Origin of the sequence: Pseudomonas sp. NFIX28, from assembly GCF_900107395.1 — a bacterium.
In the GTDB taxonomy this organism is placed as follows: domain Bacteria; phylum Pseudomonadota; class Gammaproteobacteria; order Pseudomonadales; family Pseudomonadaceae; genus Aquipseudomonas.
The window spans coordinates 413,125-432,378 of sequence record NZ_FNPW01000001.1 but is presented as its reverse complement, the minus strand read 5'-3'; the positions used below and the strand labels follow the sequence as shown (position 1 = coordinate 432,378).

Here is a 19,254-nt window from a genome sequence, read left to right as displayed (position 1 = left end):
ATGTGATGACTTCTCGTTTTTTGTTTTTGTCGAAAATGTCAGGTCGGGCCGCCCTCGGCCGCCTTGATTGTCAGTTCATGAGCCGGGCCTGAAGGCTTCGTCGACCTGGGCCAGGTCATCTTCACGCAGGGTGCCTGCGTAGTAGCGCAACTTGGTCCAGGCCATCAGATAGTCGTAACGGGCCTGCGCCAGGTCGCGGCGCGTGGTGTACAGCTGTTGCTCGGCGTTCAGCGCGTCAAGGTTGACCCGTTCGCCGCCGAGGATGCTTTGCTTGGTCGAGACCACCAGCGCCTCGGCCGAAGTCAGTGCCTTTTGATAGGCGCGCAGCTTGCTGACCCCGGACAGGCAGGCGCTGAACTGGCGCCGGAGCTCGATCAGGGTGGTGCGGGTCTGCGAATCCAGCTCGTATTCGGCCTGTTCCATGGTCCGGCTGGCCTGGCGGGTGGCCGCCGAGACGCCGCCGCCGGCGTACAGCGGCATGCTGATTTCGATGCCGATGGTGTTGGTGTCGTAGCGTTGGTTGTAAGTGTTGCCGCTTTCCGACTCGACCCGCCGCGAAGTGGCATAGGCACTGAGCCGCGGCAGATGGCCGGCGCGGTTGCGCTCGATTTCATAACGCGCCACTTCCACGGCGTGGCGCTGGGAAGCCAGGTTCGGGTTGTTGCTGATCGCCAGTTCATGCCAGGCGTCGTAGTTGGCGGGCGACAGGGTGAAGGACTCGAAACGTTCGCGTAGCGGGTCGAGGTCGCGAATGTCCACGGTCGGCACGCCGATCAGCGCGCCCAGTTCGCGCAACGCCGCATCCTGCTCGTCGCGGGCCTCGATCTCCTCGGCGGTGGCCAGCTCGTAGCGCGATTCCGCTTCGAGAATGTCGGTGCGGGTGCCCTCGCCCTGGCGAAACATGTGCTCGTTCTGCTGGAACTGCTGTTCGAAGGCCTTCTTCTTGGCCTGGGCGATATCGATCTGGTCCTGGGCGAACAGCGCCTGGGTGTAGTAGGTCAGCACCCGTACCAGCAGCTCCTGGCTCTTGCCGCGAAAGTTCTCGTCGGCGAACAGCGCCTGGGCCACGCCCTTGCGGTAGGAGGCATAGGCCTCGTAGTCGAGCAGCGGCTGTTGCAGGGTGAAGGTCGAGCCGTAGCTGTCGTAGTTGCGGTTGTCGTGGCTGGTGCCGCCGCGACCATCGGGCACGGTTGCCTGGGAGTCGTTGCGGCCCTTGTTGTAGCTGTAGTTGAGTTTTGGCAGCAGCCCGGCGCGGCCGATGATGCGGTTCTCCAGGCCGGCATCGCGCTCCTTGATGGCACCGAGGAACACCGGGTCGTTGCGCAGCGCCTGTTCATAGACCTGGAATGGCCCCATGGCCTGGGCGTTGGTGCATACCAGCAATGCGACTGTAGCTCCGAAGATGGAAAGCTGACTCATGCGACGGAACATCCTTATTCCTCGGTCAATGCGGAACCCGCCCGGTCGAGCAGGGGTTTGAACAGGTAGTTGAGCAGCGAGCGCTCGCCGGTGCGGACGAACATTTCCGCCGGCATGCCCGGCTTGATCACCAGGCCGTTGAGTTGCTCCATGGCCTGGTCGCTGACACTGCTGCGCAGCACGTAGTACGGCACGCCGGTCTTTTCATCGACCATCTGGTCGGCCGAGATCAGGCTGACCTCGCCGGACACCCGCGGCGTGCGGTTCTGGTTGAAGGCGGTGAACAGGATGTCCACCGGCAAGTGGCTGCCGACCTTGTCGATCAGGTTCACCGGCAGGTGCCCTTCCACTTCCAGGCGGGTGCCCTGGGGCACGATCTCCAGCAGGTTTTCCCCTGGCCGCACCACGGCGCCTTCGGTGTGCACCCCGAGGTTGACGGCAATGCCATCGGCGGGCGCTACGATTTCGCTGTGCTGCAAATCGAAACCGGCCGAAGTCAGTTGCTGCTCCAGGGTCAGGCTTTTCAGCTGGGCCTCGGCCAACTGGCTGCGCACTTCCTTCTGATACTCCTCGCTGTGCTGCTGCAACTTGAGCCGCGATTCGAGAATGCCCTGCTCCACCCGCCCGCTTTCGCCGGTGTTCTGCGCCAGCTCCTGCTGCACCTGGGACAACTGGCGCTGGTACTCCATCAGTCGGTTGCGCGGGATGTAGCCGTTGTCGGCCAGGGGTTGCAGGTTGGCCAGCTGCTGGCGCAGGGACTCGGCCTGGTTGTTGAGGTCGCTGCGCGCGCGGCGCATGCCGGCCAGTTGCGCGGTCGCGCCTTCGATATTGGCGCGAATCCCCGCCTGCTCGCGGGCAAAGGCTTCGCGCCGGCTGCTGAACAGCTGCCGCTGGCCTTCCAGCACCAGGGCCAGGCGCGGATCGGGATCGGCGCTCAGGGCCTGGGGAAAATTCACCTGCTTGAGGTTGTCACGCTCGCTCTGCCAGCGCGCCAGGCTGGCCCAGGCCATGCGGTACTGCGCCTGCAGCGATTGCACATCGGCCTCGACCTGGGTCTGGTCCAGGCGGAACAGCGGTTGCCCCTGTTTCACCGCCTCGCCCTCGCGCACCAGGATCCGGCTGACCACCCCGCCGCTCATGGATTGCACGGCCTTGCGCTTGCCCGAGACCACCACCGTGCCCTGCACCGGGATGCCCTGGTCCAGCGGCGCCAGGGCGGCCCAGGCAAAGAAGCTGCCGGCGCCGGCCAGCGCCAGGACCCAGCCCATGCGCGCAAAAAACCGCGCATCGCGCTCGGGGCGTTCCGGCGCGTAACCTTGTTCGATCATCATTTCGCTGTCCTTGCTCATGCGCCTGGGTTCCGTGTCGGGGCCTGATACTGGCGGCTCATGCTCAAACCGGCCGGGGCCGTCGGGGCCGAGGTTTTTTCCCGCTGCTGCTCCTGCGCCTGGGCCTGGGCATTGCCGGACAGCGCCTTGAGCACCTCCTGGCTCGGGCCGAAGGCTTGCAGGCGCCCTTCGTTGAGCACCAGCAGCTTGTCGGCCTGGGCCAGCGCCGACGAGCGATGGGTCACCAGGATCACGCTGGTGCCCTGGGCCTTCATCTGTGCGATGGCGGACGCCAGGGCGCTTTCGCCCACGGTGTCGAGGTTGGAGTTCGGCTCGTCGAGCACCACCAGGCGCGGCTCGCCATACAGCGCCCGGGCCAGGGCCACGCGCTGCTTCTGGCCACCGGACAAGCCGCTGCCGTCATCGCCCAGCAGGGTGTCGTAGCCCTGCGGCAGGCGCAGGATCAGTTCGTGCACGCCAGCCTGTTGCGCGGCCTGCACCACTTTCTGCGGGTCGGCCTCCTGAAAGCGCGCGATGTTCTCGGCGATGCTTCCGGAAAACAGCTCGATGTCCTGGGGCAAGTAACCGATGTAGGGCCCCAGCTCGTTGCGGTTCCAGCGATGGATATCGGCGCCGTCCAGGCGCACCGTGCCGGCCAGGGTCGGCCATACGCCCACCAGCACCCGGGCCAGGGTCGACTTACCGGAACCGGAAGCCCCGAGCACGCCCAGCACTTCCCCCGCGCCGAGGTTGAAGCTGACCTGCTGCAAGGTGGCCATGCGCTTGCCCGGCGGGCCGGCGCTGACCTGCTCGAAGCTCACCTGGCCCTTGGGCGCGGGCAACGACATGGCGGTGTCGCTCGGCGGGAACGCCTGCAGCAGCGAGTCCAGGCGCTGGTAGGCCAGCTTGGCGGAACTCCATTGCTTCCAGACGGCGATCAACTGGTCGATCGGGCTCAGTACGCGGCCCATCAGGATCGAGCCGGCAATCATCATCCCGGCGGTCATGTCGCCCTTGATCACCAGCAAGGCCCCCAGGCCCAGCACCAGCGATTGCAGGCACAGGCGCAGGGTCTTGCTCAGCGAGCTGATGACCGCGCCGGTGTCGCTGGCCTGGTTCTGCAGGCCGAGAAAGCGCGAATGCACCTCGAACCAGCGCTTGCGCAGCGCGCCGAGCATGCCCATGGCCTGGATGGTTTCGGCGTTGTGCAGGTGGCTGGTGGCCAGTTGCGTGGACTTCTGAGAATAGCCGCTGGCCTCGCCCAGGGGCTTCTTGGTCATGGCTTCGTTGAGGTACGCCAGGGCAATCAGCAACACCGCGCCCGCCGTGGCGAATACGCCCAGCCAGGTATTGAACAGGAAGATCACGAACAGGTAGATGGGGAACCAGGGCGCGTCGAAGAACGCGAACAACGCGGGGCCGGTGACGAACTGGCGGATATGGGTCAGGTCGCCCAGGGACTGCCCGGCATGCCCTTCGCCGCGAAACAGGTTGCGCTCGAACGCCGCCTGGTAGACCCGCAGGTTGAAACGACGCTCCAGCTGGCTGCCGATGCGGATGACGATGAAGCTGCGCACCACCTCCAGCAGGCCGATGAACGCGAAGAACCCGACCACCATCAGCGAGAGCATCGCCAAAGTGGTTTCGTTCTGCGAGGAAAGTACCCGGTCGTAGACCTGGAGCATGTAGATCGAGGGGACCAGCATCAGCACGTTGATCAGCGCGGTGAAACACCCGACGCTGATCAGAATGCCTTTGTAATCGCCCAGTGCCTTGAACAGCGGTGCAGTGGTCTTCGCCATCTTCATTGGTCTTTCCTGAGCTGTATATCCCGGGCCAGGGCGCAGGATAAATAAACCGCCCGTACTTGAGTCGGGACATTATTGGATTATTGAGGCGGACAGGCGAAAGAACTCTACCGCCAGACGAAACGGAGTTCTAGTTATTTAGTCTTTTATTCCGATCATGGGCAACAGCGTATATGGCGATGCCTTATACGCTTATCCATACAGTTACACTTGACGATGCATACAGCCGTGATAATTCAGGGGGCTCGCTGCAATATAACCGTTATGCCCGATTCCAATTTGCCCTGATATAAGCCTTCTTTCTGGCGACTTAGAAAGATGATCTTCGAGCCCTCTTTGCCAGTCACGGCAATACCATCCGGCTCGGGAAACCAGCCGATCGCCGAGTCGCCCAGCCAGGCGGAAAAACACTCGGCGCCGGCGCCCAGAGTGCCGTTCAGCTCGAGGTCCAAGGCGCAGCGGTTGGCAGGTTGTGCCGGCTGCGACAGTTGCCAGTGTCCGGCCAGTTCCGCGGGGTCCGCCAATCTCAGGCTGCTTGCCATGTTTGTCTCTCCATAAAACATCATCAGCGTCGCGATCAGGTACGCGCCGGCCTTAGCGATCAAGGCAGTTCGAATCATAGGGGGTTGCTCCGGGCCACAGCCTCAGGCAGTTCGCCTGTCAATGCAAGGTGAGAGGGCGACGCCTGGGCGCCACCCTCCTTTTCTACCTTACAACGCAACGACTCAGGCGACGATGTCGGTGTAGGCCGCCTGGCCGACGGTGCTGACCAGGAAGTCCGCCACGCCGTGCCCGGAGAAGTCCACCGACAAGGTGCTGTTGCCAGCCGAGGTGGTGAGGATCGCGTCGCCGGCGTTGCCGGTGAACGCGTTCACGAAGTGCAGCCCCGCGCCCTGGGTGATGCCGGTCAGATCGATCTTGTCCAGGCCGCTGACAAAATCCAGGATCTGGTCGGCCGCGCCCGGGGCGGAGTCCGAACTCGCACCGAAGACGAAGGTGTCGGCACCCGCGCCGCCCCAGAGCTTGTCCGCGCCGCCGGCGCCGTAGAGGATGTCGTTGCCGGCACCGCCCTTGAGCTCGTTGGCCACCTTGTTGCCGATCAGCAGGTCACTGCCCGAACCGCCAATGGCGTTCTCGATGATCGCGCCCTTGGCGATGGACACGTTGCCCACCATGCCGCCAACGTCGGAGAACGAGGCATCATTGAGGTTGATCTTCTGGTTTTGGGTAAAACCTGAGAAGTCCAGGGTGTCCCGGCCGCCCGCGTCCCATACCGAGAACACCAGCTTGTCGGCCGACGAACTGGCGCTGAGGAAATCGCGCCCGGTATTGGAGTTGAAGCCATAGGTGGTGTCGCCGGTACGGGTGCTGGTGTTGGCCCCGTAGAGTTTCTGGATCGCCGCGATGTCATCCATCAGCGGGCCGGAAGCATAGGCTTCGACGCCGGCCTTGCTGAAGTTCTGGTCGGTGTTGCTCTCGCTCCAGTAGCTCATGATGCTGTAGCCGCGCGTGTCCTCTCCATAGGTCGCGTCGTTGTACGTCGGGTTGCCGTTCCCGGCGTTGTAGTCGCCAGGGTGGGCCAGGCCCAGGACGTGCCCGATCTCATGGGTCAGCGTCTGCCGGCCATAGTTGTTCAGGCCAGGGTTCTTGTTGGCGGTGTAGCTGCTGTTGATCAGGTACCAGGAAGTACCGTCGTAGCCGGCACCGGTACCGGGCAGGTAGGCGAAGGCCGCCGCCCCGTCCTGGCCGCCGCTGTAGTTGCCGAAGGTCATATGGCCGTCACCGCCGGAAGCCTTTTCGGTAAAGGTGACATTGGCCACATCGGCCCAGGACTGCATGGACAGGACCGCCTGGGCTTTTTGCAGGCTGCTGAACTGGCTGAACCCGGAGATGCCATGTTTGTACATGGTGCTCGAGGAGGCCGAGGTCAGGAAGGTATAGGTCAGCTCGATCTTGCCGCTGCCGTTGAGATCCTGGTACGCGGCACCGTCGCGCAGCAGCTGGGTGGCTGCCTCATCGACCGAGTAGGAGGGCTTGCCATTGACCGTCAGGTTGCCGCCACGGTCATACTGATGGCTGAAGCTATTGATCTGGTTATAAGCCGAACTTGCTGCGGCCAAAGGCACGAGCTCTTGTTCTGCGGTCACAATAGCTTTCGCTTTAACTTTCGACATAAACACACTTCCTTGTAATCAATGGAACAGTTTTTGTCCGATAGCGACAATCCCTGGCGAGATCGTCCTATCACTCGCCCAATGCAGGCGCAAGAAAGCTGACACAATTTGAAATCAGGCGTCCACTACTTTTTTGACGCCTGATTCCGCTGTTCCGGCAAACTCCAGCAAACAGTGACTGACAAGTCGAAATATTCTTTGCGCTTCAATATCCGGGAATAATTGTCGGACAATCTCGAATTTAAATATTAAATAAAGGTAAACATTCTTTTGCCGACTACGTCGCAGTTTTTAGTTCATGAAAGTTTGTTCCATCCAGTTAGTTTCATCGCTTCCAACAAGGTTTCCCCCGCCAGTGCCGGTACTTGCGCGCCACTGTCCGCGGTCATCGGCTCGCCGGCCAGCAAGGCGTTGACGATGGCCTCCTCCACCGCTTCGGCGGCGGCACTGAACAGCGCCGAAATGTAGTCGTTGTTAAGCATCGCCAGCGGGCTGCTCAACGGCACGCCCTGGCGCCCGTAGGCGCACGGCGGCAGGTCGCGGTTGCCGGTGGCGAAAGCCAGGAAGATATCGCCGCTGGAGTCCTCGGTGCCGCCGCCGGTACGGGCGATGCCGATCGACGCCCGCTGCGCCAGGCGCTGGCACTGGTGCGGCAACAGCGGCGCATCGGTGGCCAGGATCACCACGATCGAGCCCATGCCGGGCGTGCCCCGCTGGGCAAAGGGCGACGGGATGCCGGTCAGTCGCCGCCCCACCGGGTAGCCGTCGACCCGCAACTCTTCGCGCTTGCCATGGTTGGCCTGCACCAGCGCGCCGACCGTGTAGCCGCCCTGCTCCTTCGGCACCTGGCGCGAGGCCGTGCCGATGCCACCCTTGAACTCATGGCAGATCATGCCGGTGCCACCGCCCACCGCGCCCTCGTGCACCGGCCCGGACTCGGCGTTGGCCAGCGCTTCGCGAACCTGTTGCGGGCCGACATGCTGGCCCCAGATATCGTTGAGCAGGCCGTCGTAAGTCTCCATCACCACCGGCATGCACCAATACTCCGCAGGGTCCGCCAGGCTTGCATGCTCCTCGGCGATCAGCGCATCGCGCACCACGCCGACGCTGTGGGTATTGGTGATGGCCAGCGGCGTGGTCAGCAGGCCCGCTTCGCGGATCCACTCAAGGCCAGTGGCATCGCCATTGCCGTTGAGCACATGGCAACCGGCAAAACAGGGTTGCAGCCGGGCGAAGCCTTCGCGGGGCTGCACCAGGGTCACCCCGGTACGCACCTGCTTGCCGTCGACCGTGGTGCGCAGGGTGCTGTGGCCAACCCGCACCCCCGGGACATCGGTAATGGCGTTGAACGGGCCGGGCGTACCCAGGCCGAGGCTGATTCCCAATTGACGTGCGCGCATGACTTCTCCTTAAAGCTTCTGGAACGCCGGGCTGAACCGGCCGTTGGTGCCGTACAGGATCATCGACAGCGCCAGCAGGCCGACGATCACCATGATGTCCCTGAGCGAAGCGTCCAGGAACAGGTTGAACAACAGATAACCGGCGCCGATCACCGCCACCAGCGCCGGCAACGGCCACAGCGGCATGCGGTACGGGTGGGCGCGGTCGCGCAGCAGCACCCGGCTCATCAGCGCGCTGAGGGCGACGATCAGGTACACCAGTATGATCAGCAGCACGCTGAACGAGGTCAGCTCGGCCAGGTTCGAGCTGAAGCTCAGCACCGCCGACGGAACGGCCAGGAACAGCGTGGCCAGCCACGGCGAATCCCAGCGCGGGTGGATCCTTGTGAACAGGCGGTTGATGCCCGGCGTCCACAAGGCATCGCGCCCGCTGGAGAAAATCACCCGGCCGATCTGGATCACGATGGCGACAATCGCGTTGAACACCGAAAGGAAGATCCCGGCACTGACCACCCGCGACAGGGTTTCATTGCCATGGCTGGTGAGCAGGTAGCCGATGGGATCGGGGCTTTCGAGCATGGCGCTCAGTGACGGCGCGCCGATCAGCAGCGCGGTCAGCGGCACCAGTTCGATGATCACCACCAGCACCAGCGACCAGAGCACGGCCTTGTGCACGCCCTGCCCCTTGCATTTCATGTCTTCGGCCAGCAGCACCGCCGAGCCGTAACCGTTGTAGGAAAACAGACCGACGCCCACCGCGCCGATCACCAGGGCCCAGGGCGCCATGTGCAGCATGCCGTTCTCGACGATCTGCGGCTGCAGCAGGATGCTCGCCGGCTGCGAGGCATTGCCAAACCCCAGGAAGACGATCACCAGCAACGCGGCAATCTCCAGCAACAGGCAGGTGCCGGTGATCCAGGCGTTGAGCTTGATATTGAGAATACCCAGCGCATAGCTGCTGACCACGATCACCAGGGCCACGGTCTGCGAATCGAAGCGCGTGCCCAGGGCATTGTTCAGGTAGGTCGCCGCGCCGGTGGCCAGCACCGGCGGGATGAACAGCAACATCACCAGCACCGTGAGAAAGGTCGCGTAGCCGGCCATGCCGCCGAACACGCGCTTGGCGTACACATATTCGCCGCCGGCGCTGTTGTGGGCGCGGCCCAGTTCGGCGTAGCAAAAGGCGAACATCAAGGCCAGCAGCCCCGCCATGACAAAGGCCAGGAACACCCCGCTGCCGGCCTGGTGGATGGCGAACGGGGCGATGACGAAAACCGAACTGGCCGGGGTCACGCCCGACACGGTGATGGCCACCACATCGAACGCGCTCAGCGTAGGTTTCAGGGCGCCTTGCGGCACGCAGGGAGAGCTCATGTCGTTATCCTCGTGATTATTTTTGGTTTGAGGCAGAAACGAAGGACGTTGGGCGGGTGCGCTCTGGGTCGCACTTGTTGCAGGCCACTTTAGGCAGCCGCGGGCACAGGGCCAATTCCCCTATTGGAGTACTCCCCCTTGACGCGACCGGGCAAATCGCCGAAACCGTGCTTTCACCTGGCGGAGAAACAACCCGCCGGGCCACAGCAACGACGCGGAGCCACCTATTTGATCACTCTGTTCAGGGAAATCGGCATGCATGCCGGACTCGGGCGCACCCTCTCGCAGATCGGCGGTGAGCGTTTCTGGAAACAGCTGGTGCTGTTGCTGCACCAGGCCTTGCCGTTCGATAACGCCCTGGCAATCTTCTACCCGAGCAACGGCCTGCCCATCGCTCTCGAGGAATACGATGCCGAGCCTTCGGACAAGCCGGCGTCGATGCTCATCTACCTCAACGGCTTGTACTTGCTGGACCCGTTTTTCCAGGCCTGTCGCGAGGGATACCCCAGCGGCCTGTACCGCCTGGAGGAAGTGGCGCCGGACCATTTCCGGCAGACCGAGTACTTTTCCAGCTACTTCCACGACAACGTGCTGGAGGACGAACTGCAATTCATCCTGCAGATTCCCCAGGCCGGCACCCTGTCGCTGTCGCTGGGCATGCAGCGGCCGTTCAGCGCCGAGGAAATCGGCCAACTCACCACCTTCTCGGCCTGGGTCCTGCCGCTGATGCAGCAACACTGGCAGCAAAGCAACCAGCGCCCGCAGCCAGCCGCCACGGAAGAAATGGCCAGCCAGATCCGTGATGCCCTGAGCCATTTCGGCTGTGGCGTGCTGTCGGATCGGGAAGTGGAAATTGCCCGGCTGATCCTCCGCGGGTTTTCCTCCAAGGCCATGGCCGAGAGGCTGAAGATCTCGCCGGAGACCATCAAGGTGCACCGGCGCCACCTCTACGCCAAGCTGGACATTTCCTCGCAGCCGGAACTGTTTTCGCTGTTTATCCAGTCCCTGGGGCATGACCTGGAAAACCCTTGAGACCAATCCTTGCGCCGCGCCAGGCTCGCCCCTAGCCGTTCAGCGAGCGGGCCCGGTAGTCCCTGGGCGATTGCTCGAAATGCTTCTTGAAGGTGCGGCTGAAATGCGCCGAGTCGGTGAACCCCCATTTGAAGGCAATGTCGGTGATCGACTCGTGGCGCAGGCGCGGGTTGCCCAGGTCGGCGGCGCTGCGCTCGAGGCGCGCGCGCTGGATGAAGCGGCAGACGCTGTCGCCCTGCTCTTCGAACAACCGATACAGCTGGCGCACCGAGATGTTCATCTGGCTGGCCAGTGACACCGGCGTCAGGCCGGGCTCGTTGAGGGACTGGTTGATCAACTGCCGGGCCTGGCTGCGCAGGCAACCGCCGTGCTGGCTGTCGTAGCCATCGAGGCTCGGCCCGGGCGCCTGGCGCAGAGTCGGGCCAAGCAAGGCGATCAGCGCTTCCTGCAGCGCCTGGCCTTCCTGCTGGGCAACGCAGCCTTGCAGGTCGTCGCCGCAGATCTGCTCCACCAGCAGGCGTATCAGCCGGCCACTGGCGCATTGCTGCGAGAGCTTGCCGAACTTGCGCTGCTGCGCCGGCAGATGGCGATACACCTCGTTGCGGGACAGGTGCAGGGAGGCATGTTCGATCAAGCCGTGCGGGACGATTTCGCAGGCCCCGGCCGAGTCCAGCAGGGCCATTTCTCCCGGGGCCAGTTCGATGCGCTCGCCGCCCTGGCTGAGCTGGGCATGGCCGCTGCGCTGCATGATCAGGAAGCAGTGGCGATCGTCTTCATGATCGACGCTGGTGCTTCTGCGCGAGATCAGTCCGGCATTGGTGCGTATCTGCGCCACCTCGAGGCCGGCGTAGTCGCGCAAGCCGACTTCACCGATGAACAACGCCGAATTCAGCGCCTGGCGAGCGTCGAACCGACCGCAAACGCCCTGCAATGCCCCCACCCAGGAACCGAAACTATGCGAAGCAAGCACTGTGCACCTCCAGAAGCCGGCTGAGACCGCCTTTGTTGTTATGGCGATATCATTAACATGTTATCTATTTGCCGGGCAATAAAGCGCGGCGCAATCGATAGTCCGTTATGGCCTAAGCACGGGTTATGCCAGCACTCGCGGGAAGGTTCAGTGATCGCTCAACAATGCCTGCAGGCGCGCGAAAGCGGCCAGCAAGGCAGCTCGCTGCTCGTTGCTCAAGCGGATATAGCGGCGGAACCCGGGCAGCCGGTTGACCACCTCGCTGGCGCCGAAATGCTCCAGGCACACCCGCCAGCCCTGCGCGTCGCGCTGCAATTGCAGGCGCTTGAAGTCCAGCGGCAGCAACGCCGCCAGCAGCTGCGGATCGCTCTGCAATTGCTGCAGCAGCCCTACCCACTGCTCCTTCACTCCTTGCTTCAGGGCGGCGGCGACGCCCTGGCGACGGATCGCCCCGGTGTGGCGAATGTCGATGCGCGCCTGCGGCCCCGGCAAAGCGGGAACGCGCAGGCGAAACTCGCAGACCACCAGGTGCATCAGGAACTGTGCCTGCGGCAGCTCCTGGACCTCGAAGTCCAGGCCTGCTTCGGCCCAGGTAAAGTGCGCCAGCCCGGGTGCCTGGGGTGCCCAGTCGAACCCCGGCAGGTCACGCCGCAGCTGGTTCAGGGTCGCCCCCGGGCGGTAGCCGGCGGGTGGCCGGTGCCAGAACTCAGAGAGGTTTTGTCGCCAGCTTGTAGGGCTCATCGGGCGTGGCTCCAGGCAGGTTCTGCGCGCGGGTATCAGGAGTGGGTTCCAGGCTGAAGGCCTGCGCCAGCACCTCTTCCACCGGCACCGGGCGGAACGGGTTGACCTTCTGCACGAACAGGGTCCAGACCAGCGCGTAGACCGCCGTCAGGCCGAGCATGCTGCCGAAAGGCACGTAGATGTCCCGCGGGTTCATGCCCGGCGGCGTGATAAACCACATGCCCAGGATGATGCCGATGGACGAGACGATCTGTGGCAGCGGGAACAACGGCGACTTGTAGGCCCGCGGCAGGTCCGGACGGCGGATGCGCAGCACCACCACCGACAGGGTCACCAGCAGATAGGCGGTGCTCCAGGCACAGACCGCGGCCAGCACCAGATGCATGATGTTGTCGGTGCTGCCGCCCAGCCACCAGGCGTGCAGGCACGGGATCAGCACCGCCACGGCGATGCACGGCAGCGGCGTCTTGAAACGCGGGTGCAGGTAGGTGAATACCTTGGGCAGCGCGCCATCCAGGGCCATGCCGTAGAGGATGCGCGGCAGCCCGGCCATCAGCGTATTGATGGTCGCCGCCCCGGCAAACAGCAGGCCGACACCCAGCCAAATCCGCCCGTAAGGCCCCATCACCTGCTCGGCGAACTGCGGGATGGCCATGGGCGTGTCCAGCAAGTGCACGCTGCCATCCGCGTTCAGCGGGGTGTTCGCCACCTGGCGCTTCATTGCCGCGCCATAGATGAACATGCAGGTGGCCACGCCCACCAGCCCCAGGGCCATGGCCCGCGGAATGGTTTTCGCCGCCTTGCGCACCTCCGGCGTCAGCGGCGTGACGAACTCGCAGCCGACGAACATGAACATGGCCATGCCCACCAGCGAGAGGATGGTGGCCAGGTCGGTGCCGACCATCGACTCGCCGAACCAGCCGCCCAGCTCCACCGCCGGCGCCTTGAACACCCCGACCACGCCGAAGATGATCAGGGTGGTCCACATGCCGAAGGTCAAGATCACCTCGGCGCGGCTGAACGCGGTGATGCCAATGGCGTTCAGCAGGCCGAAGAAGATCACCAGCCCGACACCCACCAGCCAGGCGCTGCCGCTCTGTTCGAGCAGGGTGTTGAGGGACTCGAAGTTCACCAGCGCCATGATGCCGCTGAGGATGGTTTCCGCGGTGCCGGCGAACACGTGCACGATCAGGTAGGCGGAAATGGTCCCGGTGATCGCGAAAAAACGCCCCAGGCCACAGGCCAGGTAGTCGTACACCGAGCCGTTGGTGGGAATCATGCAGGCCGCTTCGGCGAAGGTCGTCGATTGCGCGAGCATCATCAGCATCGCGATCAGCATGGCCACGGCGAACGCCCCGCCGCCGATGCCGAAGCCGGTGGTGGCGGTAAGGATCACCGGGCTGGCCATGATCAGGCCGACGGCGCTGGCCAGGGCCGTGGGAAAACCGACCACGCCCTGGCTCAGGTGTCGGGTAAGTCTGTCGTTGAAAGACATGGTGCTGGACCTCGAAAGCATGGGGATGTTGTTGTTCTAGGCATTTCAAGGGCACGCCGGGCGTGCTTGCTGCTCGGCTGTCTGCGCAGCCTGGGGCCGGACGACCGGGTCCGACTGTAGCCGCTGCCGCAGGCTGCGATCGGCCGGAACGGCCGTGGCGTACTTAAGGTCGCTGAAGGTCCTGCGGACCTTATCGCAGCCTGCGGCAGCGGCTACAGGTCAATAGGCGATGCACACCGACTTGTTCTCGGTATACGCCTCGATCGCCGCGTGGCCCATTTCGCGGCCGATGCCCGATTGCTTGTAGCCGCCAAACGGCATCGACGGATCGAGCATGTTGTGGGTGTTGACCCAGACCGTGCCGGCCTTGATCCGCGGGATCAGGTCCATGACTTTTGCCAGGTCGTTGGACCAGATGCTTGCGCCCAGCCCGTATTGATTGTCGTTGGCCAGCGCCACCACCTCGTCGATCTCGTCGAAAGGCGTGGCCACCACCACCGGGCCGAAGATTTCCTCGCGCACCACCTGCATGCCCGCGTGCACATCGGCCAATACCGTCGGGCGCACGTAGAAGCCCTGCTCGCCATAGGCGCCCCCACCGCACAGCACCCGGGCGCCGTCGGCCACGCCCTGGCCGATCATGTCCAGCACGCGCTTCTGCTGCCTGGCGGAAATCAGCGGGTTGATCTGCGCCTGCTCGTCCAGCCCGGGGCCGATGCTCAGCGAACCGGCGATGGCCGCCAGGCGCTCCAGCACCAGGTCGAAGATCGCTCGCTGGATATACAGGCGCGAACCGGCGGTGCAGACCTGGCCCTGGTTGAAGAAGATCGCCCCGGCGGCGCCGGCGGCCGCGGCCTGCGGGTCGCAGTCATCGAGCACGATCACCGGCGACTTGCCGCCCAGCTCCAGGGAAAACCGGGTCATGTTGTCCACCGCCGCATGGCCGATGACCTTGCCGATCTGCGTCGAGCCGGTGAAGGCCAGCTTGTCGATGCCTTTGTGCGCGGCCAGGGCCGCACCGGCCTGGGCGCCACTGCCGGTGACCACATTGACCACCCCGGGGGCGATCCCGGCGTCCAGGCACAACTGGCCCAGGCGCAAGGCGGTCAGCGGGGTCTCGTCGGCGGGCTTGAGCACCACGGTGCAGCCGCAGGCCAGGGCCGGGACGATTTTCCAGATGGCCATCAGCAAGGGGAAATTCCACGGCACGATAGCCCCGACCACCCCCACCGGCTCCGGCACGGTATAGGCGCGGTAACGGGCGCCGGGAACGGCGGCGATGGACAGGTCCAGGCTCTTGCCTTCGATCTTGGTCGCCCAGCCTGCCATGTAGCGGGTGAACTCGGCGGCGGCACCGACTTCCAGGGCCCGGGCCAGGTGGATCGACTGGCCGTTGTTGAGGGTTTCCAGTTGCGCCAGCTCCTCACCATGGGTTTCCAGCAGGTCGGCCAGTTTCAGCAGCAGGCGCTCGCGATCCGCCGGGCGCTGCGCCGCCCAGGGCCCCTCGAAGGCCCGTCGCGCGGCGGCCACGGCCAGGTCGATATCGGCGTCGGCACCGGCGGCGACGCGGGTCAGTTCTTCGCCGGTGGCCGGGTTGAACACCGGCATCTGCGCGCCGGACAGCGCCGGCTGGCTGCGGCCGTCGATCAACAGGCCATGCTGGCAGTCGATAAAGGCGGCGACACGTGGGTCGATGGCAAGGCTCATTTGGAATCCTCAAGCAAATGGACGGGTACGGGATCCACTCTGAGGGCAAAGCCTGGGGCCGTCTTGATTCTGGCTGCCGCAAAACTTGCCGCTGGCTGCCAGCCCCCCCCCACGAACCGTAGGAGCGAGGCTTGCCCGCGATGGGCTGCGCAGCAGCCCCAATCCAGCCGCCGCATTCCATCTGCGATACATCGCCGTCCGGGCCGCCGTCATCGCGGGCAAGCCTCGCTCCTACAGGGACGGGGTCATCCGCCTGGCAGCGGCGATCAAGAATCTGGCACGCAGAGGCAAGCATCCGCGCGGTGAAGGGCGCACTACTATGTCCCACGCTGTCCGTGCGTTTTCAGGAGATTCAACGTGAGCGAACCAAGCCGCTTCTGGCATCCCATGCTGCACCCCAACGAAATGCAACAACGCGAGCCGATCCGCATTGTCCGCGGCGATGGCTGCTACGTGTACGACGACCAGGGCCACCAACTGGTGGATGGCGTCGCCGGGTTGTGGAACGTCAACGTCGGCCACAACCGCAAGGAAGTGAAGGCGGCGATCACCGCCCAGCTGGACGAACTGGAATACTTCCAGCTGTTCGACGGCGTCAGCCATCCGCGCGCCGAAGAGCTGTCGCGGGTGGTGATGAACCTGCTGGAACCGGAAGGTATGCGCCGCGTCGCCTTCAGTTCCGGCGGCTCGGATGCCATCGAGACCGCGCTGAAACTGGCCCGCCAGTACTGGAAACTCGAAGGCCAGGCCGACCGCACCAAGTTCATCTCGCTGCGCCAGGGCTACCACGGCACCCACTTCGGCGGCGCCTCGGTCAACGGCAACACCGTGTTCCGGCGCAACTACGAACCGCTGCTGCCCGGCTGTTTCCACGTCGATACCCCGTGGCTGTACCGCAACCCCTACAGCCAGGACCCGGAAGAGCTCGGCAAGATCTGCGCCGACCTGCTGGAACGGGAAATCCAGTTCCAGAGCCCCGACACCGTCGCGGCCTTTATCGCCGAGCCGATCCAGGGCGCCGGCGGCGTGATCGTACCGCCGGCCAACTACTGGCCGCTGATCCGCGAAGTCTGCGACAAATACGGCGTGCTGCTGATCGCCGACGAAGTGGTGACCGGTTTCGGCCGCAGCGGCTCGATGTTCGGCAGCCGCCTGTGGGGCGTGAAACCCGACATCATGTGCCTGGCCAAGGGCATCACCTCCGGCTACATCCCGCTGGGCGCCACGGTGGTCAACGAGCGCATCGAGTCGGCGTTCAGCAGGAACGCCAACTTCACCGGCGCGATCATGCACGGCTACACCTACTCCGGGCACCCGGTGGCCTGCGCGGCGGCCCTGGCCAGCCTCGACATCGTGGTCAAGGAAGACCTGCCGGCCAACGCCGCGAAGATGGGCGACTACATGCTGAACAAGCTGCTGCCGTTCGCCGAGCGCTTCGACAGCGTCGGTGAAGTGCGCGGCAAAGGCCTGATGATCGCCCTCGACCTGGTGGCCGACAAAACCACCCGCGAGCCGATCGACCCCATGGGCGGCTATGCCAACCAGGTGGCGCAGATCGCCCGCGACAACGGGGTGATGGTGCGTCCGGTGGGGACCAAGATCATCCTGTCGCCGCCGCTGGTGATCCAGCCGCAGCAGATCGACGCCATCATCCACGCCCTGGAGCAGGGCTTCACCCAGGCCCGTTGAGCCGGCGCCGCCTTGAAGCCTGGACCGCGCTGGAACCGATACCAGCGCGACCTGCGTGATCGCGGCAAGCCCCTGCGGGGCTTTTCGCAGCCTGCGGCAGCGGCTGGTGTTTGTAGCCGCTGCCGAGCCCGCGAGGCTGCGTACGGCAACGCAGTTGCCGCAAAAACGGGATTCGCGATCTACCTGAAACACCGTGGTATCAGAGGGTTACGCCCCTCTTTACCGGCCGTTCATGAAGAGGGAGTCGTCCCATGCATACACCAACCGCCCTGCCGGATGCCCAACAGCTTGACTTGCGCTGCATCAGCGCCTTTACCCGAGTGGTGCCGGCGACCCTGGGTGCCTTCTACCGCATCGACGCGCACCTGCAGGCCGAGCATTTCTCGCTGTACCACATGAGCCCGCAGATGCATGAGGCCTACCTGCAACGCTATCGGCATTTCGACCCGCTGCGACCGCGCAACTGCGTGGCGGCGGGCAACCCCGTGCTGTCGCTACGCATGGGCATGGCCCAGCAGGGCCGGCACGAAACCGAGGTGTATCAAGGCTTCCTGCAACGCCACGGGGTGCTGGATGTGGTGGAGGTCCTGGCGCGCAATACCGATGGCCGCCCGATCGCCGGCCTGTCGCTGCTGCGCGATGCCAGCCTGGGCCCGTTCCAGCCCGACGAATTGAACACCCTGCAGGCCCTGCAAGGCCTGTTGGAAATCGCCGCCCAGGCGCCCTATTCGCACCACGACGAACGCCTGGGTGCCCTGACGCCGCGGGAACGGCAGATCGCCTTACTGCTGCGCGACGGTGCCTGCAACAAGATCATCGCCCAGCAGTTGGCGCTGGGGCTGCCGACGGTCAAGACCCACCTGGTCAACCTGTTCCGCAAGGTCGGGGTGAACAACCGCACCGAGCTGGTGAGCGCGCTGTTCCTGTAAAAAACCGCCGCGCCTCAACCCTTCGGTTGATGGGCAACAACGGCTTGCGCGACGAACATGAGGTTCTTCTCCAGCAGACAAGAGCCGCCCTTCATGAGTCGAGATCCGCACCTGCAACCCGAATGGATTACCGTTGGCGCCCTGGCCGAAGGCTTTGCCGCCGACAACCACATCCTGCCCGGCCTGGATGAGCTCAACGGCCGCAGCCTGACCCTGCATTTCGCCAACGGCTGGCGGATCGAACACCGCTTCGGCGCACAATCGCTGCACTGGCAGGACGCTGAAAACCAAGCGCGCGGCGAGGAAAATTACCGTTGTACTTCAATACGTTCCGGAATTTATCTAGTGGACTTTCTCAAGTTAGAGAACGAGCAGATCCACTCGGTAAACCTGATCCTCGACCTCACGCAGAACATCTTCACCGCGGTCATCGGGCAGATGCCGAGCCAGGCCGAAACCCGGGACGATCTGTTCAGCCGCGCCCTGTCCGGCCGCGAGCTGACCAGCGTCAAGGCGCAGTTCCTGCACGGCAGCATCGACACGCCACTGACCGCCAGCAGCGCGCAACACGCGCCGAGCGACGAGCTGGTCGGTCTGCGCAACCAGTACATCTACAGCGCCACCGAGGCCTACGAGCATGTTTACCTGAACTCGAACTTCTACAGCTGGCAGTGCCTCCAGGGCGTCGAGCAAGGCCTGGCGGACACCGATCGTTGCCATTACTACAAGCTCGCCGAGCAGCTGTACCTGTTCGTCTGGCGCGAAAAGATCGTGCCGACCCTGGGCCTGGTGTTGATCGATCTGCACGCGGGCAAGACCGACGGCAAGATCTTCGGCTACCAGGGCAGCGATTTCGCCACGCCCAGCAACTTCCCGGTGGGCGCCCTCGCCCGGGTGCTGAACCGCACCGTTTACACCTGATGCCGACCTGTAGCCGCTGCCGAGCGACAGCGAGGCTGCGAACGACCGCGTAGCGGGCGCAAAACCTGATGCCACTATGTTTCAGGCAGATCGCGAATCCAGGTTTTGCGGCAACTGCGTTGCCGTACGCAGCCTCGCGGGCTCGGCAGCGGCTACAAACACCGCGTTCCCTGTAGCCGCTGCCGCAGGCTGCGATCGACCGCGCAGCGGGCGCGATCCGGACAATGCGTTGTGCCTGACACACCGCGGGTTCAGGTTTGGCGGCCA

15 protein-coding genes are annotated in these 19,254 nt (G+C 64.3%); 4 read left to right on the top strand and 11 right to left on the bottom strand.

The window, feature by feature from the left end; genetic code table 11:
* Positions 1-75: 75 nt before the first annotated feature.
* The 7 genes from BLV20_RS01975 to BLV20_RS01945 all read right to left on the bottom strand — a co-directional run bounded on the left by BLV20_RS01975 (position 76) and on the right by BLV20_RS01945 (position 9,503).
* Positions 76-1,431: a TolC family outer membrane protein gene (locus tag BLV20_RS01975; RefSeq protein WP_092296231.1), complete on the bottom strand. Its 1,356-nt coding sequence runs from the start codon at positions 1,429-1,431 to the stop codon at positions 76-78.
* Between the two features lie 2 nt (positions 1,432-1,433).
* On the bottom strand, positions 1,434-2,750 hold the full coding sequence (locus tag BLV20_RS01970; RefSeq protein ID WP_371914291.1) for an HlyD family type I secretion periplasmic adaptor subunit: 1,317 nt from the start codon (positions 2,748-2,750) through the stop codon (positions 1,434-1,436).
* 14 nt (positions 2,751-2,764) lie between these two features.
* Positions 2,765-4,549, bottom strand: coding sequence for a type I secretion system permease/ATPase (locus tag BLV20_RS01965; RefSeq protein ID WP_371914290.1), 1,785 nt, complete (start codon positions 4,547-4,549; stop codon positions 2,765-2,767).
* Between the two features lie 242 nt (positions 4,550-4,791).
* Positions 4,792-5,175, bottom strand: a complete 384-nt coding sequence (locus tag BLV20_RS01960; RefSeq protein WP_092296222.1) for an AprI/Inh family metalloprotease inhibitor — start codon at positions 5,173-5,175, stop codon at positions 4,792-4,794.
* 105 nt (positions 5,176-5,280) lie between these two features.
* Positions 5,281-6,729, bottom strand: coding sequence for a serralysin family metalloprotease (locus BLV20_RS01955; protein ID WP_092296219.1), 1,449 nt, complete (start codon positions 6,727-6,729; stop codon positions 5,281-5,283).
* A gap of 296 nt (positions 6,730-7,025) precedes the next feature.
* Entirely contained in the window at positions 7,026-8,129 is a 1,104-nt protein-coding gene (locus BLV20_RS01950; RefSeq protein WP_092296216.1) for a DmpA family aminopeptidase, read from the bottom strand.
* A gap of 9 nt (positions 8,130-8,138) precedes the next feature.
* Positions 8,139-9,503, bottom strand: a complete 1,365-nt coding sequence (locus BLV20_RS01945) for an APC family permease (protein WP_092296213.1) — start codon at positions 9,501-9,503, stop codon at positions 8,139-8,141.
* Positions 9,504-9,731: 228 nt separating this feature from the next.
* Between BLV20_RS01945 and BLV20_RS01940 the strand changes: the two genes are divergently transcribed.
* The gene (locus BLV20_RS01940; protein WP_092296210.1) at positions 9,732-10,535 is read left to right on the top strand and encodes a helix-turn-helix transcriptional regulator; all 804 of its coding nucleotides are present in this window, start codon (positions 9,732-9,734) and stop codon (positions 10,533-10,535) included.
* 31 nt (positions 10,536-10,566) lie between these two features.
* On the opposite strand, the gene feaR is transcribed toward BLV20_RS01940, so the two are convergent.
* The 4 genes from feaR to BLV20_RS01920 all read right to left on the bottom strand — a co-directional run bounded on the left by feaR (position 10,567) and on the right by BLV20_RS01920 (position 15,448).
* Positions 10,567-11,505 carry a transcriptional regulator FeaR gene (feaR, locus tag BLV20_RS01935; RefSeq protein ID WP_092296207.1) on the bottom strand — a complete coding sequence of 313 codons (939 nt, stop codon included), beginning with the start codon at positions 11,503-11,505 and terminating at the stop codon, positions 10,567-10,569.
* Between the two features lie 147 nt (positions 11,506-11,652).
* Positions 11,653-12,246 (bottom strand): DUF3156 family protein, encoded by a 594-nt coding sequence (locus BLV20_RS01930; protein ID WP_092296204.1) that lies wholly within the window; start codon positions 12,244-12,246, stop codon positions 11,653-11,655.
* Positions 12,212-13,741, bottom strand: coding sequence for an APC family permease (locus tag BLV20_RS01925; RefSeq protein ID WP_092296201.1), 1,530 nt, complete (start codon positions 13,739-13,741; stop codon positions 12,212-12,214). Before BLV20_RS01925 ends, BLV20_RS01930 begins: the two co-directional genes overlap by 35 nt.
* A 219-nt stretch (positions 13,742-13,960) precedes the next feature.
* Positions 13,961-15,448: an aldehyde dehydrogenase family protein gene (locus BLV20_RS01920; RefSeq protein WP_092296198.1), complete on the bottom strand. Its 1,488-nt coding sequence runs from the start codon at positions 15,446-15,448 to the stop codon at positions 13,961-13,963.
* A gap of 357 nt (positions 15,449-15,805) precedes the next feature.
* Between BLV20_RS01920 and BLV20_RS01915 the strand changes: the two genes are divergently transcribed.
* From BLV20_RS01915 to BLV20_RS01905, 3 genes are all read left to right on the top strand, one after another.
* Positions 15,806-17,137 (top strand): aspartate aminotransferase family protein, encoded by a 1,332-nt coding sequence (locus BLV20_RS01915; RefSeq protein WP_092296195.1) that lies wholly within the window; start codon positions 15,806-15,808, stop codon positions 17,135-17,137.
* A 251-nt stretch (positions 17,138-17,388) separates the two neighbouring features.
* Positions 17,389-18,066, top strand: coding sequence for a helix-turn-helix transcriptional regulator (locus BLV20_RS01910; RefSeq protein ID WP_092296192.1), 678 nt, complete (start codon positions 17,389-17,391; stop codon positions 18,064-18,066).
* A 93-nt stretch (positions 18,067-18,159) separates the two neighbouring features.
* Complete coding sequence (locus tag BLV20_RS01905) at positions 18,160-18,987, top strand: molybdenum cofactor biosynthesis F family protein (RefSeq protein ID WP_092296189.1); 828 nt, start codon at positions 18,160-18,162, stop codon at positions 18,985-18,987.
* The last annotated feature ends 267 nt before the right edge of the window (positions 18,988-19,254 follow it).